Genomic DNA, 24,395 nt, shown 5'->3' with positions numbered 1-24,395 from the left:
CACATGGGTTCATACCTTCCCGACGACGAACTGCGGGAGTTCATCGCCACCCTGCCCACGCGGCGGCTCGCCTCCGCGGCGGTCATCCGTGACGAGAACGGCCGGGTGCTCGCGGTGGAGCCCAACTACAAGGACGGCTGGACCCTGCCCGGGGGCACCGTGGAGGCGGGGGAGGACCCCCGTACGGGCTGCTTCCGTGAGGTCGTGGAGGAAGTCGGTCTCCACCTTCCCGAGGGTCGGCTGATCGCCGTGAGCCACGGGGTGGGCATGGGCATGTGGGGGGACTCCGTCTCCTTCCTCTACGACGGCGGCAGGATCCCCTCGGACACCCCCATCACCGTCCAGGAGGAGGAGCTGCTGTCCTACCGCTTCGTGGCCCCGGAGGAGCTGGAGACCGTGATGAGCGCGGGCATGGCGGAGCACGTCCGGGCCGCCATCGAGGCGCTGGAGTCCGGGACCGTGGTGGAACGGGTGATGGACGGCGGGGCGCGCGCATGAGCGGGCAGTCCCACGCCCGCACCGTGCTGCTGGTCCGCGCGGACGCACCCCAGCTGCCGTTCGTGGCCGCGGCTCTCGGTGCCCGGTTCACCGCCGTGACGCGTGACGGCTGGTCCGCGGTCCTGGTCCCGGAGCGTCTCGACCCCGCCGCGCTGGCCGCGGCCGGTGACCCGCACAGCATTGCCGTGGAGCTGCACTCGGACGGCGCCGCCCGTCGGTTGCGCGTGTATCCGCCCGTGGCCGTGCTGGACGCGCACCGCGACTGGGGCGACCAGCTCGCGGAGCTGTCGGGGAGCACCACCCTGGAGTGGGCCCCCGCCGAGGCGTCCCCGGCCGCGGAGCTGGTGGCGGACGCGCGCCACGGCCAGGACGCGGCGTCGGACGGCGCCGGCCCCGATGTCCCGGAGGAGGCCCCGGGCAACGACGACGCCGCGGCACCCGCGCCGCGCGGAGCGGACGAGGCACGCACCGTCACCGCCGTGGAGTCCATCGCGTCACTGTGCGACCTCGATCCCGCCGCCACGGCGCGCCTCGAGAACTACGCGCGAACCCCCAGCTCGGCGCTGCTGCTGGAGTCCGTGCTGCAGCTGCTGGGACTGCCCACGGTGGCCGCGAAGATCGTGGAGGGCCAGCGCAGCCTCGAGGAGCTGGACGGCGTGGGGGACTACGAGCCCCGGTCCACGGGACTGTCCCTGCTGGACTCGGTCAGTGTGGAGCCCAGTGCCACGGACGTGCTCTCCCGGATCCAGCGGGCCTACGTGCGCAGGCCCGGCCTGCTCCTCGCCCTGGGTGGCGCCGAGGTGGCGCTGGGGGCGGGTCTCGCGGGACTGGCCGCGCGCGGTGGTCGCGGCGCCCGGGTGTTCGGCTCGGCGTCCGCGCTGATGTTCTCGGACGCCGCCCTGCAGGCTGCGCTGTGGGCCTCGGTGCGGGCCCGGAAGAGGCGCTGAGGCCGCCGCTCCGACGGACGCCGGTGCCGTGCCGCGGTGTTTGACAGCTGTGGCACAATGGCTGGGTACTCGAACCGCGCGGACCCTCTCACCGTGCGTGACTTCGTGTCCACAGGTGACCCACGTGCTGCCCGCCCCACGGGCCCGTGTGTGCGGTGACCGATTCCATTCGAAACAGGAGTAACCACACAAGTGGCAGTCAAGATTCGTCTCAAGCGTATGGGCAAGATCCGCGATCCTCGATACCGTGTGGTCGTCGTTGATTCCCGCAAGAAGCGCGACGGTCGCGTGATCGAAGAGGTCGGTGTCTACCAGCCCACCGAGAACCCTTCGTACATCAACCTGGTGTCCGATCGCGTGCAGTACTGGCTCGGTGTGGGCGCGCAGCCCTCCGAGGCCGTGCTGGCCCTGATGAAGATCACCGGTGACTGGCAGAAGTTCAAGGGCCTGCCGGGTGCCGAGGGCACGCTGAAGCAGCCCGAGGGCAAGACCCCGTTCGTGGCCCCGGACAACGGCTCCGTGATCATCCCCGAAGCCATCACCCCCAAGGCCGAGAAGGCCGAGGAGGCTCCCGCCCAGGAGACCGCTCCCGCGGAGGGCGACGCCGAGAAGGCGGAGTGAGCATGCTCGCGGAAGCTCTCGGGCACCTCGTGCGTGGCATCGTGGACAACCCCGAGGACGTCTCGGTGCGCTCCCGCGACAACCGCCGCGGCGAGACGCTCGAGGTGCGCGTGCACCCGGATGACCTGGGTCGCGTGATCGGACGCTCGGGACGCACGGCCAAGGCCCTGCGCACCGTCGTGTCCGCACTGGCTTCCGGCGAGAACGTCCGCGTGGACGTGGTCGACACCGACCACCGTCGCTGAGCGGGCACAGCACTGTCACGGCCCCCGTTCCTCTCCCGAGGGGAACGGGGGCCGTGTGCATACCGGCGGCGGCTCCCGGTCACGAGTCGCAGGTCAGCGAGACAGCACGAGGTCCCTCGAGGAGATGCCATGAGCGTTCGGGTAGCCCGGATCGGAAAGCCGCACGGGGTGCGGGGGGAGGTGACCGTGGAGCTGTTCACGGACGACCCGCAGGCGCGGTTCGCGCCGGGCTCGGTGCTGAGCGTCCAGCGGGCGCGGGGTGGCCGGCGGGGTCAGGACACCGCACCGAACGGTCGCGAGCCGCTCGCGGTGGAGAGCCTGACCGTCACGGGGCACCGCTGGAACAAGGACGTCCTCGTGGCACGCTTCGAGGAGATCTCGGACCGCACCGCCGCCGAGGCCGCCCGCGGTCTCGAACTCTTCGCGGAGGTCGCGGACCTCCCCCTGGAGGACGACGAGTGGCACCAGGACGACCTCCTTGGGCTCGCGGCCGTGGACCTCACCCGTGACGAGGCACGCATCGGGACCGTGAAGGCCCTCATCCAGGGCAGTGCACAGGACCTGCTGGAGATCACCCCGCAGGGCGGTGGGCGCTCGGTGCTGATCCCGTTCGTCGCGGAGATCGTGCCCGAGGTGGACCTCGACCGTGGTCTCGTGCTGGTCACCCCGCCCCCGGGACTGCTCGAGCTGGGCGAGGCCGAGTAGACCGTGCGCATCGACGTCCTGAGCATCTTCCCCGAGTACCTCGCGCCGCTGCGGCTGTCCCTGATCGGCAAGGCCGTCACGGACGGTCTGCTGCGGCTGCAGGTCACCGATCCGCGTTCGTTCGCCACCGACAGGCACCGCACGGTGGACGACACTCCGTACGGCGGCGGCGCGGGGATGGTCATGAAGCCCGAGCCGTGGGCGCAGGCGCTGGAGGCCGTCCTCCGTGCGGGCACGTCCGACGCCGGCCACGGCGGCACGCGGCCCGCGGCCGGCAGCACCGCGGTCACCGCGCGCGACGCCACCGGGCACGCGGCAGCCGCACCCGCGAACTCCGCACCCGGGACCCCGGCACCCGGGACCTCCGCGGCCGACGCCGCCGGCTCGCTCGCGGGGGCGAGCGCGGAACCCGGCCCCGCGGCGTCGTCGCGCCCCGTGCTGGTCGTGCCGTCCCCGGCGGGGGAGGTCTTCACCCAGGAGGTCGCCTACGAACTGGCCGAGGAGGAGCACCTGGTCTTCGCGTGCGGGAGGTACGAGGGGATCGACGAGCGGTTCCTCGACTGGGCCCGCGGCGAGGTGCGCGTGCGTCCCCTGAGCCTGGGGGACTACGTGCTCAACGGGGGTGAGGTGGCCGTGCTCGCCATGGTCGAGGCCGTCACGCGGCTGATCCCCGGGGTGATCGGCAACCCCGAGTCCCTCGCGGAGGAGTCCCACACGGGCGGTCTGCTGGAGTACCCGGTGTACACGAAACCCGCCGAGTGGCGGGAGCGCACCGTGCCGGACACGCTGCTGTCCGGGAACCACGCACGGATCGCGCGCTGGCGCCGGGACCAGCAGCTGGTGCGCACCGCGCGGCGTCGGCCGGACATGGTCCTGGCGCTGGACCCCGCCCAGCTGGACCGCGCGGACCGGGCCGTGCTCGCCGGGGAGGGCTTCACCGTGGCCTCCGGGGCCTGGCGCCGTGAACCCGCCCACACCGCGCCGCAGGACGTTGCGGATATGGCATAATGGGCCGCTGTGTGTGCGCCGGGCACGCCCCTGCCGCAGGGGGGAGAGCGACCAACGGCGCACCGCCCGGGGCGGCCACTTCACGTCCTGCCCCGGACCCTGGAGCGTTGACATCCCGTACGGGGTGGCACGCGAACCACACGTGAGAGACCTGCGGCGATCACGAGGAGTCACATCATGAACATTCTCGACCAGCTGGATGCCAAGTCCCTGCGCAACGACATCCCGGACTTCCGCCCCGGCGACACCCTCAACGTGCACGTGAACATCGTGGAGGGCAACCGCTCCCGTGTTCAGGTGTTCAAGGGCTTCGTCATGGGCCGTCAGGGCTCCGGCGTGCGCGAGACCTTCACGGTTCGCAAGGTCAGCTTCGGCGTGGGCGTGGAGCGCACCTTCCCGGTGCACTCCCCGATCATCGACAAGATCGAGCTCGTGAGCCGCGGCGACGTCCGGCGCGCCAAGCTGTACTACATGCGCGACCGCCACGGCAAGGCTGCTCGCATCCGCGAGAAGCGCGACTCGAGCGCATCGAGCAAGTAAGACCCACCGGGTGCCACAGCACACGGAACACGCGGAGGGCCCGGCAGCTGCCGGGTCCTCCGCCGTGAGCAGGCCCGTTTCCACACGTCGCTGGTGGCTGCGCCTGGTGCTCGCGGCACTGCTCACCGCACTGGTGCTCGCGGCGCTCGTGCGGGGGTTCGTCCTGGACGTGTACTGGGTGGGATCCGGGTCCATGGAGCCCACCCTGGAGGGCGGCGACCGTGTCCTGGTGAACAAACTCGTGGCGGGGGAGGACGTCCACCGCGGGGACCTCGTGGTCTTCGACGGGCGCGGTTCCCTGGACCCCCTGCACTCCGCAGACCCGTGGTACCAGCGGGCGGCGCACACCGCGGGACGGTGGCTCGGGCTGAGCGGATCGGACACGGCCTACGTCAAGCGCGTCATGGGCGTGGCCGGTGACACGGTGGCGTGCTGCACCGCGCGGGGACAGCTCACGGTCAACGGCCAGCCGCAGCAGGAGGACTACGTCTACCCTGGGGATGCACCCTCGGACATCCCGTTCACGGTGCACGTCCCACAGGGGCGGGTGTGGCTCATGGGTGACCACCGCAGCAGGTCCGTGGACTCCCGCTCGCTGCTGGGCGCGCCGGGCGGCGGCCTGATCCGCACCGAGCGGATCGCGGGAACCGCGGAGCGCGTGGTGTGGCCCCTGGACCGGGCCCGCGCGCTGCACGAGTGACCGCTCACCGGGGTCCGTCGCCCGGGCCCCGCCCTGCAGGCGCACGACCGCACCCGTCAGACCGTAGAAAAGGAACGCGCAGTGGCTGAGCAGCAGGATCCGGGTGCCCACGGCGCCCACCGCACCGAGGACGGCGCTCCGCACGACGACGCCCCGGTCGCCTCCCGCCGGGTGCGGCGCCGGCGGCGTCGCCCGCGCCAGGAGACCACCACGAGATGGGGTGCCGTCAAGGAGATCCTGATCGTGGTGGCCCTCGCCCTGCTCATCGCGTTCGTGGCCAAGACCTTCCTGATCCGCGGCTTCTTCATCCCCTCGGGTTCCATGGAGCAGACGCTCCAGCTCGACGACCGGATCTTCGTCAACGTCCTGGGCGCCCGCACGGGCAGCATCGACCGTGGCGACGTCGTGGTCTTCGACGACACCCAGGGGTGGCTCCCCGAGACGCCGGTCGCCCGGCCCAACCCGGTGCGGCGGGGCCTCGAATTCGTGGGCCTGCTGCCGGACAGCAGCCAGCAGGACCTGGTCAAGCGTGTGATCGGGGTGGGCAGGGACCACGTGACGTGCTGCGACGCGTCCGGCAAGGTCACGGTCAACGGCAAGGCACTCGACGAGCCCTACCTCTACCCCGGCGCCGCACCCTCCGACTTCCCGTTCGACGTCACCGTCCCCCAGGACAGCTACTTCGTCATGGGCGACCACCGCAACGCCTCCGCGGACTCCCGCTACCACATCGGCACCGGCACCGAGTTCGTGCGCAAGGACGACGTCGTGGGCACGGCCTTCGTGATCGCGTGGCCGCTGGACCGCTTCGAGTTCCTGCACAACCCCGAGGACGTCTTCCGGGACGTCCCCGCCGCCGGCGACCGGTGAGCCCCGCACGCTCCGCCGCCGCCCCCACTCTCGCGCTGGAACGGGAACTGTCCGCGAACGGGGCGCGCTTCGTCGCGGGCATGGACGAGGTGGGCCGCGGGGCCCTCGCCGGACCCGCGAGCGTCGGCCTTGTGGTGCTGGACGTTCCCGCCCTGCCCGGGGAGGACCCGGAATCCGCACCGCCCCCGACACGGTCCGCGGCGCAGGTGGCCGGCCGGAGCACGACGTCGCCCGACCCGGCGCCGTACGCCCCGCCCCCGTGGGAGGGCATTCGGGACTCCAAGGCGCTCAGCGCCGCTCGACGGGCCGAGCTCGCCCCCGGGATCGGTCGGTGGGCCGCGGCCACGGCCGTGGGGCACGCGCAGCCGCACGAGATCGACGAACTGGGCATTACGGCGGCCCTGCGGCTCGCCGGGCTGCGCGCTCTGGCCGCCGTACGGAAGAACGGCGCGCGCGTGGACGCCCTCATCCTCGACGGCTCCCACAACTGGCTGGACACGGCCCCCGTCCTCGGGCAGAGCGACTCCCCGGTCCCGCTGCCACCCGTGGTGCGCACCCTCGTCAGGGCGGACTCGGCGTGCGTGAGCGTGGCCGCGGCGTCGGTCCTCGCCAAGGTGGAGCGGGACGCGCTCATGGTGGAGCTCGACGCGGCGCACCCCGAGTACGGCTGGGCCTCGAACAAGGGCTACGGAAGCGCGGCCCACCGTGCCGCGCTCGCGGACCGGGGCGTGACACCGCAGCACCGGCGCAGCTGGAACCTGGGCGCGGGGTAGCGGAGGACACCGTGGGCCGCTCCCGTGCGTGGCTCCGGCCCGTACGACCCCGGGGTTCGGCGGGGACCTGTCGGGGGTGTGGCACCGGGGCCCCGGGCACCTGCTGCGTCCGGGACCATCCGCCCTGCACATCTCGCGCCGGGCTGTGGGCAGTGTCCCCTCCACTGCCCACAGTGGGAGCATGAGCGTGCATCCCGGCCCCGGTGGGGCACATCCTTTTCGCCAGAGCCGCCCCGCGGGGCAGGACCGTCCTCCCGAGGGCGGCCGTGGCGCGGACGGCACCGGTCGAACTCCCGCGCCCCCGACCCCCGTGCCGCCGACCCTCGGGCCCGAGGACACCGCCGCGCGGGACGAGGACGCAGGACGGCACCACCCGGGCACCGGCGGGACTCGCGCGAGCACCGGACGGGCCGGGGAGACCCTCATCGCCGGTCTGCTGGAACGTTCCGGGTGGACCGTGCGGGACCGCAACTGGCGACCGCGCGCGGGGACGGGAGCAGCGCGGGGAGAGCTGGACATCGTGGCGGAACGGCAGGGACAGGTGACCGTGTTCGAGGTCAAGACCCGCTCCGGCGGCGATTTCGGCCACCCGTGTGAAGCGGTGGGAGCGGACAAGCTCCGGCGCCTGCACGTCCTCGCCCGGACCTGGGCCCGAGAGCACGGCGAGGCACGCATCCCCACCGTGGACGTGGTCGCGGTGCACTGGCCGCGGGGCTCGTCCCCGCGGGTCGAGCACGTGGGCTCCCTCGGGTGGCTGTGAGGGAGGCCGTGCGCGCTCCGGGCCTTGACAGGACGCGTCATCCCCGGGGTCGTGACATCCACGCCACCCGACCACCACCCCGGTGCGCCGGGTCACATAGCGTCCGCTGACGGGCGCATTAGGCATTTCCCGGATCTCGTGCCACGGTACTTGCCGGATGACCGTGACGGGTCGATGATCGGGGGATCTGATGAGAAGCTCGGTGTGGCTGCCGAGATCGGTGCCGGCCGCCGCCCTCACGGCGGCGCTCTCCCTGTGCCTGGTGGCGTGCGGTCACGAACCCGAGCGGGCGGCGGACCGCCCGGCGACGCCGGCCGCATCCTCCGCCGATCCCGGTCTGCGCCCGGGGACCTTCCGGGCGAACCTGCCCAGCGGGGCGACCGTCCGCATCTCGATTCCCGCGCCCCGAGTTCCCGACGACTCCCTGGACCGGCTGCGGCACGACGCGCGAGTTGCCCGCGCCACGTACGCCACCGTGGAGATCGACAACCGCAAGGGCCGGTCCCCGGTGTCCGCGAGCCGGCTGATCCTCACTGCCCGGGACGGTGCCACCTACCAGCTCGAGCACGTCTCGCGTGCCGTCGAGAGGTGGCGTCCCCGCTCGGTCGAGGACGAGTACCGCGCACCCGACGGTGCCACCGTCACCGCGAGCACGGCCCGCGGTCTGCAGCGCCGGATCTCGGAGGCCGCCGATCACGCCGCGAAGGACGTTCCCGTCGGGGAACGGGGGCGCAATATTCTCGTGGGTGACATCACCCGGATCCCCGACAGTTTTGCGAGCCTGGAACTGGTCCCGCTCATCGGGGACCGGGAGGTCGCACCCGTGCGTGCGCGCTCGGAGGACCGGGGCGGGGGAACGGATGACGGCGGGTCCCCCTCGGCCGGGACGGACGGGAACCGCCCCGGCCGCAAGGACGACGCCGCGGGCGCGGACGACGCGTTGCACGGCGGCATTCCCTTGGCGCCCGTGCCCGAGGAGCCCCGTGCCACGCCGGAGTCGCCCGGGGATGCTCCTGTCGCCCCCGTCGATCCTGCGGATCCCGTGGCGCCCGGCCCAGCCGTGCCGGATCCCGTGGCGCCGGGGCCCGTGGTGCCGACCCCGGTGGTTCCTGTCGTCCCGGGTCCGGTGGTGCCGGGGCCCGTGGTGCCTGATCCTGTCGTTCCCGGGCCCGTGGTGCCGCCCCCGGTGGTGCCCGATCCGGTGGTACCGGATCCTGTGGTGCCGCCCCCGGTGGTACCGGATCCCGTGGTGCCGCCCCCGGTGGTACCGGATCCCGTGGTGCCGGTCCCCCCGGAGTCCGAGGTGACGGACCCCGGGGTGCCGGGCGCCGTCGGGTAGGGCGTACCGCCACACCCGTGCACCGGGTCTGCGTGTCGTGGCTCCTCCACAGTCGCCGCCGAGCCTGGTGTGGCTGCGGACGCGCGAGCACCGTGGTGGCATGACCTCCATTGCCGCACCGCAGTCCTCACCCGCCCGTTCCGGCCGTGCCCCGGTGAACGGATTCGCTCGCAGCCGGAGCGTGGCGCTCGTGGGTCTGGAGGGACACGTCGTGGACGTGGAGGTGGACATCGGGCAGTCCCTTCCGGGGTTCACCATCATCGGCCTGCCAGACCAGGCCGTGAACGAGTCCCGGGAGCGGATCCGCTCCGCAGCCCGCCGCGCCGGTGTTCCCCTGTCCCCGCGCAAGATCACCGTCAACCTCTCGCCCGCCACGCTGCCCAAGCGCGGCTCGCACTTCGACGTCGCGGTCGTGATGGCGGTGCTCGGTGCGCAGGGGGTGGTGCGGGTGCCCACGGACACGGTGTTCCTCGCCGAACTGGGCCTGGACGGTTCGCTGCGTCCCGTGCGGGGCGTGCTGCCCGCCGTCCTGGCCGCTGTGCGGGCCGGGTTCCCCCGGGTGGTGGTGGCGGCCGCCAACCGGCAGGAGGCCGCGCTGGTGTCCGGGGCCACCGTGAGCGCAGCCGAGCACCTGGCGGAGCTGCTGGTGGGATTCGGCGCGGACCCCGCGCTGCTGGCCCGTGCAGCGGCGTCGTCACGTCCCGCGGACCCTCACGGCAAGGCGTCCGCCGAGACCGGTGCGGGCCACGAGCCGGACCCGGACCTGCGGGACGTGGTGGGGCAGGTGGAGGGGCGCCAGGCGCTGGAGATCGCCGCGGCCGGTGGCCACCACCTGCTCATGGTGGGCCCGCCGGGTGCGGGCAAGACGATGCTCGCCGAGCGGCTGCCCGGCATCCTGCCGGACCTCGGGGACGAGGACTCCCTCGAGGTCACCTCGGTGCACTCCCTGCGCGGCGAGGCACCCTGCTCGGCCCTGGTGCGGCGTCCCCCGTTCCAGGCACCGCACCACAGCATCACCCTGCCGGCCCTGTGCGGAGGTGGCAGTGGAATGCCCCGTCCCGGGGCCATCTCCCTCGCTCACCGCGGTGTGCTGTTCCTGGACGAGGCGCCGGAGTTCGACCGGAGGGTCCTGGACGCCCTGCGGCAGCCGCTGGAGTCCGGGACCGTGACGATCGCCCGTGCCCAGTCGGTGGCCCACTACCCGGCCAGGTTCCAGCTGGTCCTGGCCGCCAATCCGTGCGCGTGCGGACACGCGGGAGGTGTCGGCCGGGCGTGCACCTGTACCGCGGTGCAGCGCCGTCGCTACTTCAGCAAGCTCTCGGGTCCCCTGCTGGACCGGGTGGATCTGCAGCTGCGGGTACCCGCCGTGACGTACCAGGAACTCAGCGCGCTGCACGGCGATCCTCCCGAGGACAGCGCAACGGTGGCCCGGCGGGTGGCACGTGCCAGGGATGCCCAGCGGGAGCGGCTGACCGGTTTCGGATGCCAGTCGAACAGCGCCGTGCCCGGTTCCCTGCTGCATCGCAGACTGTCCCCCGGAGCCCGGGCGGTCCAGCCGCTCAAGCGCGCCATGGACGAGAGGACGCTGACCGCCCGGGGATTCGTCAAGGTGCTGCGCGTGGCGTGGACCCTCGCGGATCTGTCCGGCGCCACGGTGCCCACACCGGAACACGTCCAGCTCGCGCTGTACTTCAAGACCACGGTCGCCGCGTGAGCCGCGACGAGCCGGCCGCTGCCGGTATGCACCGCGCGCTCGGACACGCGGACGGCGCGGCCGCCGTCCGGGCCTGTCGGGTGCGGCTGGCCCGCATCATCGAACCCAGCGACACGGCCGGACTCGTTCTGCTGGCCGCCCTGGGGCCGGAGGTGCTGTGGCGCAGCATCGAGGAGCTGAGCGCTCCCACGGCCACCCTGCAGTCGGTCTTGACGAAGGCGGCGCGTGAGCTGCTCCCCACCGCCAGGGTGCCGGACCTGCACACCCGGTTCGCCGCGTGGCGCTCCCGGCTCCCCGTTCCGGAGGCGGGCCTCGACGCCCGTCACGCCGAGCAGCTCGGCGCGTGGACGGTGGTTCCCGAGGACCCGGACTGGCCCTCGTCCCTCGCGGACCTCGGACTGCAGCAGCCCATCGTGATGTGGGGGCGGGGCGACCGGGCGCGTCTCGCGGACCTGCGGCGCAGCGTGGCTGTGGTGGGTTCCCGCAATGCCAGTGCCTACGGTGCGGCGGTCACCCGCGGGATCGCCCGGGAGCTGACGGCGGCGGGCTGGTGCGTGGTGTCCGGGGGAGCGTACGGGATCGACGCCGTCGCCCACACCGCGGCACTGCAGACGGGTCCCGAGCCGGGGGCCACTGCGGCCGTCCTGGCCTGCGGGGTGGACCGGTTCTACCCCGCGGCGAATGCGGAGCTGCTGGGGCGGATCTGCGAACGGGGCCTGGTGCTGAGCGAGGTGCCCCTGGGGTGCGCGCCCACCCGATACCGGTTCCTGCAGCGCAACCGCATCATTGCCGCCCTGACTGGCGCCACCGTGGTCACGGAGGCGGCCTGGCGATCCGGTGCGCTGAACACCGCCCGGCACGCCGCGGCCCTCTCCCGGGAGGTGGCCGCCGTGCCGGGGGACGTGCTCGTGGGCGGCTCCGCGGGGTGCCACCGGCTCATCAGGGACGACCACGCGGTGCTGGTGAGCAACGGCGGTGAGGTCCTCGAACTCGTGGAACCTCTGGGCAACGAGGCGACCGTCGAGCTCCGGGACGCGGCCCAGCGCGCCGTGCGGCGCCCGCACGACGCGCTCGATCCCGTGCTGCTCCGCGTCTTCGATGCTCTTCCCCTGCACGGCGACGCGGATCCCACCCAGGTGTGCAGGGTCTCCGGGTTGAGCCCGTCAGAGGTGCTCACGGGTCTCGCGACCCTGCGCGAGCGCGGCCTGGCGGTCGACTCGCTGCTCGGCTGGCGGCGGGTAGGCTCCCAGCATGGGCGAACGGAGCGAGGTCATACCGGCGCGCAGCGCTGACACCGCCTGCACCGCGGGGATTCATCACCGCACCCGAACCGCGGTGGGCGCCGCGGCGGCGTCGCCCGCTCCGCGTGGCACGACCGAGGAGCACGACGCGGTGGGGGACGGGGTGGGTGACGATGCCCTGCCCGGGCCCCTGGCGCGCTACGTCCCGGAATTCCGCGCGCACCTGGGTCTGGAGCGCTCCCGCAGCGAGCACACCGTGCGTTCGTACGTGGCCGACGTCCTGGACCTCTCGCACTGGATGCAGGAGAACGGGATCGACGCCCCGGACCTCCTGGACCGCGATGCCCTGCGCGGCTGGCTCGCCCGGCGTCACGAGCGAGGTCTCGCCCGCAGCTCGGTGTCCCGGGGAATTGCGGCCGTCCACACGTTCTTCCGGTGGGCCGTGGACACCCAGGGCCTGCGGCACGACCCCGCGGCCGGGCTGCGCGGCCCGCGCCCGGCCCGTCACCTGCCGGACGTGGTGGGTGCCGCCGCGCTGGGCGACATGCTGGACGGGCTCGCCGACCACGCGCTGGGGGAGCACGAGGAGAAGCGCGGTGCCGCGCTCGCGGCACGCGACTGGGCCCTCGTGGAACTGCTGTATGCCACGGGTGCCCGGATCGGCGAACTCGTGTCCCTGGATCGCGCGCACGTGGATCCCACCGACCACGTCCTCACCGTGACGGGCAAGGGGAACAAGCAGCGCAGGGTGCCCTACGGGGACCGGGCCGGCGAGGCACTCGCCCTGTGGGGCCACCGGCGCGCGGTGCTCGCCGGGGCCGACGCGGGGGACGCCGTGTTCGTGGGCGCCAGGGGCGCACGGATCGACGCACGGGTGGCCCGACGCGTGGTGGCCGCCGCACTGGGGAGCATCCCGGACACCAGCGCTCGGGGGCCCCACAGCCTGCGCCACAGTGCTGCCACGCACCTCCTGGACGGCGGCGCGGACCTGCGGACGGTCCAGGAGCTGCTGGGCCACGCCACCGTGGCCACCACCCAGATCTACACCCACGTCTCGGTGGAGCGGATCAGGCGTGCGTACTCCCAGGCGCACCCGCGCGCTTGACAAATCACCCGTGAGCAGTGCGCGGGTTGACCGTGGGGGGTGCCTGCTGGACAATGAGACCGAACGAGGGCATTCCCGCGGCCTCGAATCCGCGGGGCGTGCCCGGTCAGACCATTAAATTTCACATCGGCGCAGGGCGAGAGCCACCAGGCCCTCCGGGCAGGACGTTGGGGAAGACGTACCTACACGACGGAGGAGCAGGCTATGTCTTCACCCACCACGCGCGGAGTGCTGTACGTGCACTGCGCCCCGAGGGCGCTGTGCCCACACATCCAGTGGGCCCTGGAATCCGTGTCGCACCGGCGGACGGATCTGCAGTGGACCCCGCAGAACGCCGAGCCCGGATGCGTGCGGACCGAACTCGAATGGTCCGGTCGCGCCGGGACCGGCGCCCTGCTGGCCTCCGCCCTGCGCACCCTCGGGCGGGTTCGTTTCGAGGTGACGGAGAACGCCAGCCAGGGCAGCGACGGCTCCCGCTGGTCGTTCACCCCGGACCTCGGCATCTTCCACGCGACCACGGACGTGGCGGGGAACATCTGCGTGAGCGAGGACCGCATCCGTTACGCCTTCGAGGCATCCGGGGGGGACCACTCCGCGGTCGTGTCGGAACTGTCCCTCGCGCTGGGAGAGGCGTGGGACGAGGAACTGGAGCCCTTCCGCCACGCTGCCGAGGGTGCGCCCGTCCGGTGGTTGCACCGCGTGGGCTGAGTTCCCTCGTGCGGGCCGCGGCCCGTGCCGCTGCACACCCGTCCGCCGATCCGCTCCCGTTCTGAGCCGGTGCTGCGGGACCCCCTGATCGACGCAGCCCTCCGAATCCGTCGCGGAGCCGTTGGAACGTGGAAGAACCCCGGTTGACCGTCCGCGAGGGGGGTCCACCGGGGTTCTTCGTGTCCGGCCGTGGTCCGATCCGCCCCCGGCCGGTGGCCGCTGCCGCGGGACACGCGTTCCGGGACCGTACCGGCTCAGAAACGGGAGCCCGTCACAGGGACCGGAACGCCGCCACCGAGTTGTGCCCGCCGAACCCGAACGAGTTGGAGATGGCCACCATGTCCCCGGAGGGCAGCTCGCGGGCCGTGGTCACCACGTCGAGGTCGATCCGCGGATCCTGGTTCTCCAGGTTGATGGTGCAGGGGGCCACCCGTTCGGTGAGCGCCAGGACGGCCAGCACCCCCTCCACGGCTCCGGAACCGCCGAGCAGGTGACCGGTCATGGACTTGGTGGCGGAGACGGCCATCTCGTCCACGGCATCACCGAACGCGGCGCGCAGGGCCCCGGCCTCGGGCACGTCACCCACCGGAGTGGAGGTGGCGTGCGCATTCACGTGCTTGATCTCGGAGGGGGCGATGTCCCCGGAGACCATGGCCTCGCGCAGGGCCCGCGCCGGGCCGCCGTCCGCACCGGTGGCGGGGGCGGTGATGTGGTGGGCGTCGGCGCTGAGGCCGGCCCCCGCCAGTTCGGCGTAGATCCGCGCACCGCGGGCCCGGGCGTGCTCCTCGGACTCGAGGATCACGGCCCCGGCACCCTCACCCATGACGAAGCCGTCGCGGTCCACGTCGAAGGGGCGGGAGGCGCGCTCGGGCTCGTCGTTGCGGCGGGACAGCGCCTGCATGGAGTTGAACGCGGCAATGGTCATGGGATGGATCGCGCTCTCCGCGCCGCCCACGATCACCACGTCCGCCTTGCCCGAGCGGATGATGTTCAGGCCCTGGTAGAACGCCTCGGTGCCGGACGCGCACGCGGAGACCGGGGTGATGGCGCAGGCCCGGGCCTTGAACTCCATGCTCACGGAGGAGGCGTTGCCGTTGGGCATGAGCATGGGCACGGTCATGGGCTTGACGCGGCGCGGGCCCTTTTCGAGCAGGGTGTCCCACGCGTCGAGGAGGGTCCACACCCCGCCGATGCCGGTGCCGAAGGCCACGCCCAGGCGGGTGGGGTCCACCTCGTCGCTGCTGTCGGCGTCGCGCCCGGAGAAACCGGCATCCGTCCACGCCTCACGTGCAGCGGCCACGGACAGCTGCCCGGACGGGTCCAGCCGCTTGGCCTGCACCCGGGAGACGACGTCCTCCGCGGGTTTGGGGGACAGGGCACCGATGCGGACGGGGAGGTCGTACTTCTCGACCCAGTCCTGTTCGAGGGCGTGGACGCCCGAGACGCCCTTCAGGGCGTTCTTCCAGGTCTCCTGGACGTTCTCGCCGATGGGTGTGATGGCACCCAGTCCGGTGACCACTACTTTGCGGGACATGTTCTGCACTTCCTCGTGTCCGAAATCGCAGGTGTGCCAGGAGCCGCTGGGCGCGGTCCACCTGGTGTGACGGTGGTGGCGTGCTCCCGGGACCGGGAGCACGCCACCACCCGCCAGGGCATCAGGCCTGGGCGTTGTCGATGAAGTTGACGGCGTCCTCGACGGTCTTGAGGTTCTTGACCTCTTCGTCGGGAATGGTGACGTCGAACTTCTCCTCCGCGTTGACCACGATGGTCATCATGGAGATCGAGTCGATGTCGAGGTCCTCCGTGAAGGACTTGTCGAGCTGCACGGCCTCGGTCTCGAGGCCGGTCTCCTCGTTCACGATTTCTGCCAGACCGGCCAGGATCTCGTCTTTGCTCGCCATAATCGGCTTCCTTTCATCATGGTCGCGCAACGCGACCGTACTCAGTGACCACGGGGCTTCGGAAGAACCCCCGTGCGGGCCGCCCGATCACTCGGGCCGCTCCGTGGACAAGAGGTGTGCGGTCTAACCCTACGACACCCGCGGGGGAGGGTCAGGGCAGCAGCACCACTTGGGCGCCGTACACCAGACCGGCCCCGAAACCGATCTGCAGGGAGGGCTTCCCGGACAGTTCCGGGTGCTCCGCGAGCAGCCGGTGGGTGGCCAGGGGAATGGACGCGGCGGAGGTGTTCCCGGCCTCCGCGATGTCCCGGGCGACGAGCACCGAGTCGGGCAGCTTGAGCACCTTGGCCATCTGGTCGATGATGCGCATGTTCGCCTGGTGCGGGACGAAGGCGGCGAGGTCCTCCGGGGCCAGACCGGCCGCATCGAGGGCCTCCTGGGCCACGCGGGCGCCCTCCCACGACGCCCAGCGGAAGACCGTCTGCCCGTCCTGGCGCAGGGTGGGCCACATGGTGGCGTCCGGGGCCATCTCACCGGTCTCCGGGTCCACGAGGTCCTTGGCGAACGTGCGCTGCCCGCCGCGCTCGACCCTGCGGATGTCCGTGAGCGGGTGCGTCATCCGGATGGCATCCCACTTGGAACCGTCGGAGCCCCACACGGAGGGACCGATGCCGGGCACGTCCGACGGGCCGATGACCACCGCACCGGCGCCGTCGCCGAGCAGGAACGAGATGGAGCGCTCCGAGTTGTCGATGACGTCGGAGAGCTTCTCCACCCCGATGACCAGCACGTTGGTGGAGTCACCGGAACGGACGAGGGCGTCGGCCTGCGCCACGCCGTAGCAGTAGCCCGCGCACGCCGCAGAAATGTCGTAGGCGGCCGCCGGCGTGGCCCCGAGCCGGTCCGCGAGATTCGCGGCCAGGGAGGGGGTGAGGTACGGGAAGGTCACCGTGGACACGATGATGGTGCTCAGCTGCTCGCCGGTGATGCCGGCGTCCGAGAGCGCCTCACGGGCCGCGTGCTCGGCCATGTCCAGCACGGAGACGTCCGCGGGAGCGCGGTGCCGCGTGTGGATGCCCGTGCGCTTGACGATCCACTCGTCGGAGGACTCTATCCATTGGCAGACGTCGTCGTTCGTGACGATCTCGGAGGGGCGGTAGGCCCCGATGCCGAGAATCCGCGTGTGGGCGTTGGGAATGTTCTGTTTGATGGTCGCCACGGAAGGCCGACTCCTTACCTGGATGCAGATCTCAGCGGGCGTTGCGGGTGCGTGACCCTCTCAGTTCAGCGTACTCCGCACGCCCTGCAGGTCCTCGGGGGTGTTGACGGCCACGGCGGGCACACCCTTGAGACCGCGCTTGGCGAGTCCCACCAGCGTCCCGGCGGGGGGCAGCTCCACGACGCGGGTGACCTCCAGCTCCGCGAGCGTGGCCATGCAGGCGTCCCAGCGCACCGGGCGGCACACCTGTTCCACGAGCGATTCCAGGACCGCGCCGCCGCTCGTCAGCCGCGAGCCGTCGAAGTTGGTGAGCAGGGGCTGCACCGGGTCCCGCGGGGACAGCTGCGGCACAAGCTCGCGCAACGGCTGCAGCGCGGGCGCCATGTGCTCGGTGTGGAAGGCGCCGGCCACCTTGAGCTGCACGACCTTGGCGCGGGCCGGTGGGTTCTCGGCGAGGGCGGCCAGCTGCTCGAGCGTTCCAGCGGCGACCACCTGGCCGCCGCCGTTGGCGTTCGCCGCGGTGGCACCCACCGCTGCGACGGCCGCGGCGACGTCGTCCGGCGTGCCGCCCAGGATCGCCGCCATGCCCGTGGGGGTGGCCGCGGCGGCGCGGGCCATCTCCGTGGCACGGACCCGCACGAAGCGCATGGCTTCGGCCTCGCTCAGCACACCCGAGAGCGCGGCGGCCGTGATCTCCCCGACCGAGTGGCCGGCGAAGACCACGTCGGAGCGTCCCTCCAGCTGCGGTGCGAGGAGCCTGCCGGCGACCAGGCCCGCGGCCACGATGAGCGGCTGGGCCACCGCGGTGTCCTTGATGGTCTCCTCGTCGGCCTCGGTGCCGTGGTGCACGAGGTCCAGCCCGGCGGCGTCCGACAGCCGCGCGAGGTGCTCCGGCACCCCGTCGACGTCCATCCACTGGGTGAGGAATCCTGGTTTCTGTGACCCCTGACCGGGGCAGACGACTGCAATCACCTGTACATTCCACCAAGTGCGAGCGGTGCAGGGGGTTAGCGGGAGCCACCAAGCCGGTGGATGCAGTTTGTGGCTTCCCTACAAGAGCATGTCATGCGTCCCGGTGCAGCCTGCCCGCGAGGATCGCGCAGTGCAGGACGAACGCGTCGCGGGGCAGCAGCGGATCCCACCCCGTGATGTCACTGACGCGGCGCAGCCGGTACCGCACGGTGTTGGCGTGCACGAACAGTTCGCGCGCCGTGGCCTCGAGCGAGTGCCCCACACTGAGGTAGGTGGTGAGGGTGTCCACCAGTCCGGTGGAGGACGCGGACAGCGGTTCCCACACGGCGTCGACCATGGCGCTGAGTGCCAGTGGATCCCCGTTGACGGCCCGCTCGGGCCACAGGTCCTCCGAGGGCGTGGGGCGAGGCGCCCGGGGCCACGCCGACGCCGCCCGCAGCCCCGCGTTGGCCCGGTCCGCCGAGTGCTTGGCCTCGAACACGGAGTCGACCGGGGGGCCGTGGACCACGGGTCCGTCCCCGAAGACGGCCGCGAGTCTGCCCAGTGACCGCGTCTGGTCCCTGAGGCCCCCGAGCACGAGGACGAGCCGGTCCGTCTGGATGGCCACGAGGCACTCGGCCGCGTGCCGCTCGACCGCCCTCCGGATGCGTTCCACGCCGGCCGGTCCGGTGGTGGCGGGCGCGCGCCCCACCATCACGGTCACGTCCGCCTGGTCCGTCCACCCCAGCGCGGACACCCGTGAGCGCAGGGAGTCCGAGTGGTCACCGCGCAGGATCCCGTCCACCACCAGGGACTCCAGCCGCGCGTCCCACGAACCGCGGTTCTCGGCGGCCTTGGCGTAGACGTCCGCCGCCGCGAACGCGACTTCCCGGGAGAACCGCAGGACGGCCTCGCGCAGGGCCACCTCGTCGTTGTGCTGGGCCAGTTCCGGGACCTTCTCCTCCACCACGTCCACCACGATGCGCAGCACCTGCAGCGCGTTCTGCAGCGTGATGGACCGGGTGAGTTCCGTGGGAGCCTGTCCGAAGATCTCGGTGAGCACCCACACCGGTTCCTGGGGGTTCTCGTACCAGCGCACGAAGGAGGCGATGCCGCGCTGGGCGAGCAGTCCCAGTTCGGAGCGCTCGTCGGGGCGCAGCTCGTCGAACCACGGCAGGGACGTCCCCAGCCGCTGCACCGCCACCGTGGAGACCTGCCCGAGATTGGCCCTGAGGTGCTCCAGCGTCCTGGGGTGCGGGGTGCCCTGCTGCCGGCTGCGCAGCGGCCAGGTCACCCGGCGCGTGGAGCGTGCTTTGCGGGGTGGGGACCCGGAGGCGTCGGTGGGCATGAGTCGAGGGTAGTCGATGGGCGCCGAGCCGTTCGGGGGCGGCCGCCGGCACCCGCGCGGCTCCCGTGCCGTGACGACGCCGCCCCCGCGCCTCGAAAAACGCCACCTTTAACTCATCTGACGACACGATCCCCGCAACTCCCTGGAATTCAGGGTGTTGCGGGGATCGCTGGAACCCGCCTGGGGTGCGGGCCGGTGCGGACGCGGCGTCAGGCGTCGCCCCCCGCGTTGCCGGAGCGCCCGGCTGCGGGGTTGGCCAGGTCGTACCGGGTGAGTGCCTCCGCAGGGGCGGACCAGTCGATCTCACCGCGCTTGGCGAGCATCTCCAGGGTGCGGACCACCATGGAGTGCGCGTCGATGGTGAAGAACCGGCGGGCGCCGGCGCGGGTGTCGGCGAAGCCGAACCCGTCCGCACCCAGGGACGCCCAGTCGTTCGGCACGTACTGGCGCACGGAGTCCGGCAGCTGGGAGGCGTAGTCGCTGGTGGCGACCACGGGGCCGGTGGCGCCGGCCAGCGCCTGCGTGATGTACGGCGTGCGGGCGCCGGCCTCGGGATTCATGAAGGCGTCCTGCTCGGCGGCCATGGCGTCCCGGCGCAGGTTCGTCCACGAGGTCACCGACCACACGTCCGCGGAGACGCCCCACTCCTCGGCCAGGATCCGCTGGGCCTCCAGGGCCCAGGGCACACCCACGCCCGAGGCCAGCAGCTGGGCACGGGGGCCCTCGGCCTCGGCGGGCTTGAGCAGGTAGATGCCGTTGACGATCCCGTCCACGTCCACGTTCTCCGGCTCCGCCGGCTGGTGGATCGGCTCGTTGTACACCGTGAGGTAGTACATCACGTTGTGGTCCTCGTCCCCGGTGCCGTACATGTGCTCGATGCCGCGCTTGACGATGTGCGCGATCTCGTAGCCGTAGGCGGGGTCGTAGTGGATCACGGCGGGGTTGGTGGCCGCCAGCAGGGGGGAGTGCCCGTCCGCGTGCTGCAGGCCCTCACCGGTCAGCGTGGTGCGCCCGGCGGTGGCGCCGATCACGAAACCACGGGCCATCTGGTCCGCGGCCGCCCAGAACTCGTCGCCGGTGCGCTGGAACCCGAACATCGAGTAGAAGATGTAGACCGGGACCATGGTCTCGCCGTGCGTGGCGTAGGAGGTGCCCGCCGCGGTGAACGCCGCGGTGGCGCCGGCCTCGTTGATCCCGGGGTGCAGGATCACGCCCTGTGCGGACTCCTTGTACGCGAGCATGAGCTCGCGGTCCACGGAGAGGTAGTTCTGCCCGTTCGGGTTGTAGATCTTGGACGTCGGGAAGAACGAGTCCATGCCGAACGTGCGGGCCTCGTCCGGCACGATCGGCACGATCCGGTGCCCGAAGTCCTTCTCCCGCATCAGGTCCTTGAGGATGCGCACGAAGGCCATGGTGGTGGCGGCCAGCTGCTTGCCCGAGCCCTTCTTGCCGGACGCGTAGGCCCGGTCCGAGGGCAGGGTGATCTCCTTCTGGGCGTGCGGCCGGTCCGGGACGAACCCGCCGAGCTCCTTGCGGCGCTCGAGGAGGTACTTGATCTCGGGGGAGTCCGGGCCCGGGTGGTAGTAGGGCGCGTTGTAGAGGTCCGACTCCAGCTGCTCGTCCGTGATCGGGATGCGCAGGTGGTCGCGGAAGGCCTTCAGGTCCTCCAGGGTGAGCTTCTTCATCTGGTGGGTGGCGTTGCGGGCCTCGAAGTGCGGGCCGAGGCCGTAGCCCTTGATGCCCTGCGCCAGGATCACGGTGGGCTGGCCCTTGTGCTCCAGGGCGGCCTTGTACGCCGCGTAGACCTTGTTGTAGTCGTGCGCCCCGCGCTTGAGGTTCCAGATCTGCTCGTCCGTGTAGTCGGCGACCAGTTCCTTGGTGGCCGCGGAGCGGGCGAAGAAGTGGTCCCGGACGAACCCGCCGGACTCGGCCTTGAACGTCTGGTAGTCGCCGTCCAGCGTCTCGTTCATGATCCGCACCAGCTCACCGGTGTGATCGGCCTCGAGCAGGGCATCCCACTCGCGGCCCCACACGACCTTGATCACGTTCCACCCGGCACCGCGGAAGAACGCCTCGAGCTCCTGGATGATCTTGCCGTTGCCGCGCACCGGGCCGTCCAGGCGCTGCAGGTTGCAGTTGACCACGAACGTGAGGTTGTCCAGCTTGTCGTTGGCGGCGAGCTGGAGGGCACCGCGCGATTCGGGCTCGTCCATCTCGCCGTCGCCCAGGAACGCCCACACGTGCTGGTCCGAGGTGTCCTTGACGCCGCGGTTGTGCAGGTAGCGGTTGAACTGGGCCTGGTAGATCGCGTTCATGGGGCCGATGCCCATGGAGACCGTGGGGAACTGCCAGAAGTCGGGCAGGGAGCGCGGGTGCGGGTAGGACGGCAGGCCGTCGGGTGCCGCGGTCTTCTCCTGACGGAACCCGTCCAGCTGCTCCTCGGTCAGCCGACCCTCGAGGTAGGCGCGCGCGTAGTTGCCGGGGGAGGAGTGTCCCTGGAAGAACACCTGGTCCCCGCCACCGGGGTGCTCCGGACCGCGGAAGAAGTGGTTGAGGCCCACTTCGTACAGGGTGGCCACGCCGGCGTAGGACGAGATGTGGCCGCCCACGCCCACCTCGGGGCGCTGCGCGCGGTGGACCATCACGGCGGCGTTCCAGCGCAGGAACGCGCGGTAGCGACGCTCGATCTCCTCGTCGCCGGGGAACTCGGGCTCCTGGTCCACGGGGATCGTGTTGACGTAGTCCGAGGTGGTGACCATCGGGACACCCACGGAGTGCGTGCCCGCGTGCTGCAGCAGCGCGCGCATCACGTACTGCGCGCGCTCGGTGCCCTGCGCCTGGATCAAGGCGTCGAAGGACTCGATCCACTCCTGGGTCTCCTGCGCGTCCGCGTCCTGGAGATTGTTGGTCAACCCGCTCAAAATGTGGTGATTGCTGTCAGAAGACACGTGAACCTCTCTGTCGTCAGCTCCGTGTCGCGGGATCCCCGGTGTCGGAGCGGTGTGTCAGTCGGCGGGTGGCGGAGCGCGTCCGTGACCCGTCGTCCGTTCATGGTGTCACAGGCTGCGGTCCGGGGGGGTCGTGGGAACACCGTTTCCCCCGTCACACCCGGGCGGGGGGCAGCTGTCACACGCCATCGCTTTGGCCACGGAGCCCACCCCGTGGCTTGAACGAGCGGCTGATCCGGTGTTGTCTTTATTACGCACCGTCGACTGTCCTGTCACGGTGAGCACGGGTCCGGTCCGCCGTTCGGCGGGTCACCGGCCCACGCGACACAGCTGAGAAGGAGAGACACGGTGAGCGAGGCGAAAGCCCCCGAGGAGAGCATTTCGGTGCAGCTGGAGCTCAAGGACGGCGACTACGTCCAGGAGTTCGGCTACGACGACGACGTCGACGCTGATCTGAGGGAGCGGATCGAGAAGGCCATCGGCTCCGAGCTCTTCGACGAGGACGCCCAGGAGGTCGTCGACGCCGTGGTCCTGTGGTGGCGTGACGGGGACGGTGACCTCGTGGACGAGCTGGTGGACGTGCAGACCACCCTCGACGAAGGTGGTGTGGTCTGGCTGCTCACCCCGAAGGCGGGGCAGGAGGACCACGTGTCCCCGGCCGACATCCAGGACGCGGCATCCACGGCGGGTCTGCACGTCACGAGTGCCGCACGGGTGTCCTCGAACTGGTCCGTGTCCCGGCTGGCCCCGAAGCGCAACTTCTGAGCGTGCTGACGGCAACGCCGCGCCCGCGGCGGGAAAGGTCCCCATGACATCGGTCGGATCCGAAGCACCCGAGTTCGAGCTGCCCAACCGGGACGGCGAGGCCCGGAGCCTGTCCCGCTACCGTGGCGCGCCCGTGGTCCTGGTCTTCTTCCCCTTCGCGTTCTCGCCCGTCTGCACGGACGAGCTGTGCCACCTGCAGGACCACGCGGAGACGTTCGAGGAGTTCGGCGCCACGGTCCTGTGCATCTCCACCGACAGCCACTACGCGCTGGACGCCTTCGCGCGGCAGGAGTCCTACGACTTCGAGATGCTGTCCGACCACTGGCCGCACGGGGACGTGGCACGTGCCTACGGGGTGTTCGACGAGGCGAGCGGCTGCGCACGGCGGCACACCGTCACGGTGGACGCCCACGGCGTCGTCCGGGACGTGAGCGCGGACGACATGACCCAGCCGCGGCAGTGGGAACGGCTGCACCACGTCCTCGCGAACCTGCCCCGGTCCTGAGATGGCACTGCGTGCGATTCCCGTGGGGTACGGCGCCCCGGTGGACGAGAGCCTGTTCCCGGATCCTGACGCCCTGGACGCGGAGCAGGGTCTCGCCGCGGCCTTCGAACTGCTGGTGGGGCGGCGCATCGCGGTGCTCACCGGCGCCGGGGTGAGCACGTCCTCCGGGATACCGGACTACCGCGGGCCGGGAGCGAAACCCCGCACCCCCATGACCTACCAGGAGTTCATGGCCAGCGTGGCCAACCGCCGCCACTACTGGGCGCGCAACCAGTACGGCTGGCGCTTCGTGGCGCGCGCCCAGCCGTCCGCCGCCCACCTCGCCCTGGCCGGGATGGAGGCATCGGGCCGGGTGGACGGCATCGTCACCCAGAACATCGACCGGCTGCACCAGAAGGCCGGGTCCCTGGCCGTCGTGGACCTGCACGGGACGTACGCGTGGGTGGTGTGCATGTCCTGCGGCTCCCGGTTCCCCCGGGAGGAGGTCTCGCGCTACCTGGACGAGCTCAATCCCGGGTTCTACGACGGCATGACCTCGGAGGCGGACGTCGAGTTCGCCCCGGACGCGGATGCCACCGTGGAGCACACCAGTGGTTTTCGCGTGTGGGACTGCCCGGTGTGCCAGGGGATCCTCAAACCGGACGTGGTGTTCTTCGGCGAGAGCGCGGACGCGCAGAACGTGGCACTTGCCCGGCGCATGGTGAACCACGCGGGTGCCCTCCTGGTGGCCGGCAGCTCCCTCACCGTGAACAGCGGCCGCAGGTTCGTGCGGCAGGCGGTGCGGGAGGACAAGCCCGTGGTGATCGTCAACCACGGCGTCACGGGCTCGGACTCGCTGGCGTCCGTCAAGGTGGACGCGTCCGTGGGCGAGTTCCTCACGGATCTCGGCCGGCTTCTCGGCGGGTGAAGAACGTGCTTGCCCCGGGCGGGACGAGCGCTTAGAATCTGAGTACGAGACCCCGAGGGTCTGCGGAGGGGAAGCCG

Annotated in this window: 25 protein-coding genes; 19 read left to right on the top strand and 6 right to left on the bottom strand. The window is 71.7% G+C overall.

All coding sequences use genetic code 11. The annotated features are described in order from the left end of the window. Window positions 1-3: 3 nt before the first annotated feature. The 16 genes from C1C97_RS02760 (at window position 4) to C1C97_RS02685 (ending at window position 13,774) form a co-directional block, all read left to right on the top strand. Window positions 4-498: an NUDIX domain-containing protein gene (locus tag C1C97_RS02760; protein ID WP_110919042.1), complete on the top strand. Its 495-nt coding sequence runs from the start codon at window positions 4-6 to the stop codon at window positions 496-498. Beyond that, entirely contained in the window at window positions 495-1,445 is a 951-nt protein-coding gene (locus tag C1C97_RS02755) for a hypothetical protein (RefSeq protein ID WP_110919043.1), read from the top strand. Before C1C97_RS02760 ends, C1C97_RS02755 begins: the two co-directional genes overlap by 4 nt. Window positions 1,446-1,637: 192 nt before the next feature. Further along, a complete protein-coding gene (gene rpsP / locus C1C97_RS02750; RefSeq protein WP_110919044.1) occupies window positions 1,638-2,066 on the top strand; it encodes a 30S ribosomal protein S16 in 429 nt (142 codons plus the stop codon). A 2-nt stretch (window positions 2,067-2,068) separates the two neighbouring features. After that, a complete protein-coding gene (locus C1C97_RS02745; protein WP_121029906.1) occupies window positions 2,069-2,311 on the top strand; it encodes an RNA-binding protein in 243 nt (80 codons plus the stop codon). Window positions 2,312-2,440: 129 nt separating this feature from the next. Then, on the top strand, window positions 2,441-3,016 hold the full coding sequence (gene rimM / locus C1C97_RS02740) for a ribosome maturation factor RimM (RefSeq protein ID WP_121029905.1): 576 nt from the start codon (window positions 2,441-2,443) through the stop codon (window positions 3,014-3,016). Between the two features lie 3 nt (window positions 3,017-3,019). Next, window positions 3,020-4,024, top strand: a complete 1,005-nt coding sequence (trmD, locus tag C1C97_RS02735; protein ID WP_110919046.1) for a tRNA (guanosine(37)-N1)-methyltransferase TrmD — start codon at window positions 3,020-3,022, stop codon at window positions 4,022-4,024. A gap of 177 nt (window positions 4,025-4,201) precedes the next feature. Continuing rightward, window positions 4,202-4,564, top strand: a complete 363-nt coding sequence (gene rplS, locus C1C97_RS02730) for a 50S ribosomal protein L19 (protein WP_110919047.1) — start codon at window positions 4,202-4,204, stop codon at window positions 4,562-4,564. Between the two features lie 64 nt (window positions 4,565-4,628). Beyond that, window positions 4,629-5,264, top strand: coding sequence for a signal peptidase I (gene lepB / locus C1C97_RS02725; RefSeq protein ID WP_233542678.1), 636 nt, complete (start codon window positions 4,629-4,631; stop codon window positions 5,262-5,264). An 81-nt stretch (window positions 5,265-5,345) separates the two neighbouring features. Continuing rightward, window positions 5,346-6,134 carry a signal peptidase I gene (lepB, locus tag C1C97_RS12390; RefSeq protein ID WP_233542677.1) on the top strand — a complete coding sequence of 263 codons (789 nt, stop codon included), beginning with the start codon at window positions 5,346-5,348 and terminating at the stop codon, window positions 6,132-6,134. Next, on the top strand, window positions 6,131-6,907 hold the full coding sequence (locus C1C97_RS12385) for a ribonuclease HII (RefSeq protein ID WP_199712158.1): 777 nt from the start codon (window positions 6,131-6,133) through the stop codon (window positions 6,905-6,907). The genes lepB (C1C97_RS12390) and C1C97_RS12385 overlap by 4 nt, the downstream gene beginning before the upstream one ends. 310 nt (window positions 6,908-7,217) lie before the next feature. After that, complete coding sequence (locus C1C97_RS02715; protein ID WP_110919050.1) at window positions 7,218-7,667, top strand: YraN family protein; 450 nt, start codon at window positions 7,218-7,220, stop codon at window positions 7,665-7,667. Between the two features lie 190 nt (window positions 7,668-7,857). Further along, a complete protein-coding gene (locus C1C97_RS12305) occupies window positions 7,858-9,006 on the top strand; it encodes a hypothetical protein (RefSeq protein ID WP_158591120.1) in 1,149 nt (382 codons plus the stop codon). A gap of 100 nt (window positions 9,007-9,106) precedes the next feature. Then, window positions 9,107-10,720 (top strand): YifB family Mg chelatase-like AAA ATPase, encoded by a 1,614-nt coding sequence (locus C1C97_RS02700; RefSeq protein ID WP_199712157.1) that lies wholly within the window; start codon window positions 9,107-9,109, stop codon window positions 10,718-10,720. Then, window positions 10,717-12,012 (top strand): DNA-processing protein DprA, encoded by a 1,296-nt coding sequence (gene dprA / locus C1C97_RS02695; protein ID WP_233542676.1) that lies wholly within the window; start codon window positions 10,717-10,719, stop codon window positions 12,010-12,012. Before C1C97_RS02700 ends, dprA begins: the two co-directional genes overlap by 4 nt. Further along, window positions 11,972-13,066, top strand: coding sequence for a tyrosine recombinase XerC (locus tag C1C97_RS02690; protein WP_325048937.1), 1,095 nt, complete (start codon window positions 11,972-11,974; stop codon window positions 13,064-13,066). Before dprA ends, C1C97_RS02690 begins: the two co-directional genes overlap by 41 nt. A 204-nt stretch (window positions 13,067-13,270) precedes the next feature. Next, complete coding sequence (locus C1C97_RS02685) at window positions 13,271-13,774, top strand: DUF3145 domain-containing protein (RefSeq protein ID WP_121029902.1); 504 nt, start codon at window positions 13,271-13,273, stop codon at window positions 13,772-13,774. A gap of 271 nt (window positions 13,775-14,045) precedes the next feature. Here the strand turns inward: C1C97_RS02685 and C1C97_RS02680 are convergent, their stop codons facing one another. The 6 genes from C1C97_RS02680 to aceE all read right to left on the bottom strand — a co-directional run bounded on the left by C1C97_RS02680 (window position 14,046) and on the right by aceE (window position 22,141). Further along, window positions 14,046-15,308 carry a beta-ketoacyl-[acyl-carrier-protein] synthase family protein gene (locus tag C1C97_RS02680; RefSeq protein WP_121029901.1) on the bottom strand — a complete coding sequence of 421 codons (1,263 nt, stop codon included), beginning with the start codon at window positions 15,306-15,308 and terminating at the stop codon, window positions 14,046-14,048. A gap of 121 nt (window positions 15,309-15,429) precedes the next feature. Further along, complete coding sequence (locus tag C1C97_RS02675) at window positions 15,430-15,675, bottom strand: acyl carrier protein (protein ID WP_019308987.1); 246 nt, start codon at window positions 15,673-15,675, stop codon at window positions 15,430-15,432. A gap of 151 nt (window positions 15,676-15,826) precedes the next feature. Next, window positions 15,827-16,894, bottom strand: coding sequence for a beta-ketoacyl-ACP synthase III (locus tag C1C97_RS02670; RefSeq protein WP_121029900.1), 1,068 nt, complete (start codon window positions 16,892-16,894; stop codon window positions 15,827-15,829). A 60-nt stretch (window positions 16,895-16,954) separates the two neighbouring features. Next, window positions 16,955-17,866: an ACP S-malonyltransferase gene (locus C1C97_RS02665; protein ID WP_110919055.1), complete on the bottom strand. Its 912-nt coding sequence runs from the start codon at window positions 17,864-17,866 to the stop codon at window positions 16,955-16,957. Between the two features lie 91 nt (window positions 17,867-17,957). Further along, window positions 17,958-19,193: a PucR family transcriptional regulator gene (locus tag C1C97_RS02660; RefSeq protein ID WP_121029899.1), complete on the bottom strand. Its 1,236-nt coding sequence runs from the start codon at window positions 19,191-19,193 to the stop codon at window positions 17,958-17,960. Between the two features lie 209 nt (window positions 19,194-19,402). Continuing rightward, window positions 19,403-22,141: a pyruvate dehydrogenase (acetyl-transferring), homodimeric type gene (gene aceE / locus C1C97_RS02655; protein WP_121029898.1), complete on the bottom strand. Its 2,739-nt coding sequence runs from the start codon at window positions 22,139-22,141 to the stop codon at window positions 19,403-19,405. A 348-nt stretch (window positions 22,142-22,489) separates the two neighbouring features. Between aceE and C1C97_RS02650 the strand changes: the two genes are divergently transcribed. From C1C97_RS02650 to C1C97_RS02640, 3 genes are read left to right on the top strand one after another with little or no spacing between them, the layout of a single operon-like run. Then, the gene (locus C1C97_RS02650; RefSeq protein WP_121029897.1) at window positions 22,490-22,906 is read left to right on the top strand and encodes a DUF3052 domain-containing protein; all 417 of its coding nucleotides are present in this window, start codon (window positions 22,490-22,492) and stop codon (window positions 22,904-22,906) included. Window positions 22,907-22,949: 43 nt separating this feature from the next. After that, a complete protein-coding gene (locus C1C97_RS02645; RefSeq protein ID WP_121029896.1) occupies window positions 22,950-23,411 on the top strand; it encodes a redoxin domain-containing protein in 462 nt (153 codons plus the stop codon). Between the two features lies 1 nt (window position 23,412). Next, window positions 23,413-24,318 carry a Sir2 family NAD-dependent protein deacetylase gene (locus C1C97_RS02640; protein ID WP_110919060.1) on the top strand — a complete coding sequence of 302 codons (906 nt, stop codon included), beginning with the start codon at window positions 23,413-23,415 and terminating at the stop codon, window positions 24,316-24,318. Window positions 24,319-24,395 lie beyond the last annotated feature (77 nt).

The organism is Kocuria tytonis (genome assembly GCF_003226895.2).
GTDB lineage: Bacteria > Actinomycetota > Actinomycetes > Actinomycetales > Micrococcaceae > Kocuria > Kocuria tytonis.
The sequence above is the reverse complement of the archived record's forward strand: the minus strand, read 5'-3'. Positions and strand labels throughout refer to the sequence as shown.

Excerpts from the sequence above, each read along its gene's own strand:
- C1C97_RS02760 (WP_110919042.1), top strand. The coding sequence starts at position 4 with ATGGGTTCATACCTTCCCGACGACGAACTGCGGGAGTTCATCGCCACC.
- C1C97_RS02755 (WP_110919043.1), top strand. The coding sequence starts at position 495 with ATGAGCGGGCAGTCCCACGCCCGCACCGTGCTGCTGGTCCGCGCGGAC.
- C1C97_RS02745 (WP_121029906.1), top strand. The coding sequence starts at position 2,069 with ATGCTCGCGGAAGCTCTCGGGCACCTCGTGCGTGGCATCGTGGACAAC.
- rimM (WP_121029905.1), top strand. The coding sequence starts at position 2,441 with ATGAGCGTTCGGGTAGCCCGGATCGGAAAGCCGCACGGGGTGCGGGGG.
- rplS (WP_110919047.1), top strand. The coding sequence starts at position 4,202 with ATGAACATTCTCGACCAGCTGGATGCCAAGTCCCTGCGCAACGACATC.
- C1C97_RS12305 (WP_158591120.1), top strand. The coding sequence starts at position 7,858 with ATGAGAAGCTCGGTGTGGCTGCCGAGATCGGTGCCGGCCGCCGCCCTC.
- C1C97_RS02700 (WP_199712157.1), top strand. The coding sequence starts at position 9,107 with ATGACCTCCATTGCCGCACCGCAGTCCTCACCCGCCCGTTCCGGCCGT.
- C1C97_RS02690 (WP_325048937.1), top strand. The coding sequence starts at position 11,972 with ATGGGCGAACGGAGCGAGGTCATACCGGCGCGCAGCGCTGACACCGCC.
- C1C97_RS02685 (WP_121029902.1), top strand. The coding sequence starts at position 13,271 with ATGTCTTCACCCACCACGCGCGGAGTGCTGTACGTGCACTGCGCCCCG.
- C1C97_RS02680 (WP_121029901.1), bottom strand. The coding sequence starts at position 15,308 with ATGTCCCGCAAAGTAGTGGTCACCGGACTGGGTGCCATCACACCCATC.
- C1C97_RS02675 (WP_019308987.1), bottom strand. The coding sequence starts at position 15,675 with ATGGCGAGCAAAGACGAGATCCTGGCCGGTCTGGCAGAAATCGTGAAC.
- C1C97_RS02660 (WP_121029899.1), bottom strand. The coding sequence starts at position 19,193 with ATGCCCACCGACGCCTCCGGGTCCCCACCCCGCAAAGCACGCTCCACG.
- C1C97_RS02645 (WP_121029896.1), top strand. The coding sequence starts at position 22,950 with ATGACATCGGTCGGATCCGAAGCACCCGAGTTCGAGCTGCCCAACCGG.
- C1C97_RS02640 (WP_110919060.1), top strand. The coding sequence starts at position 23,413 with ATGGCACTGCGTGCGATTCCCGTGGGGTACGGCGCCCCGGTGGACGAG.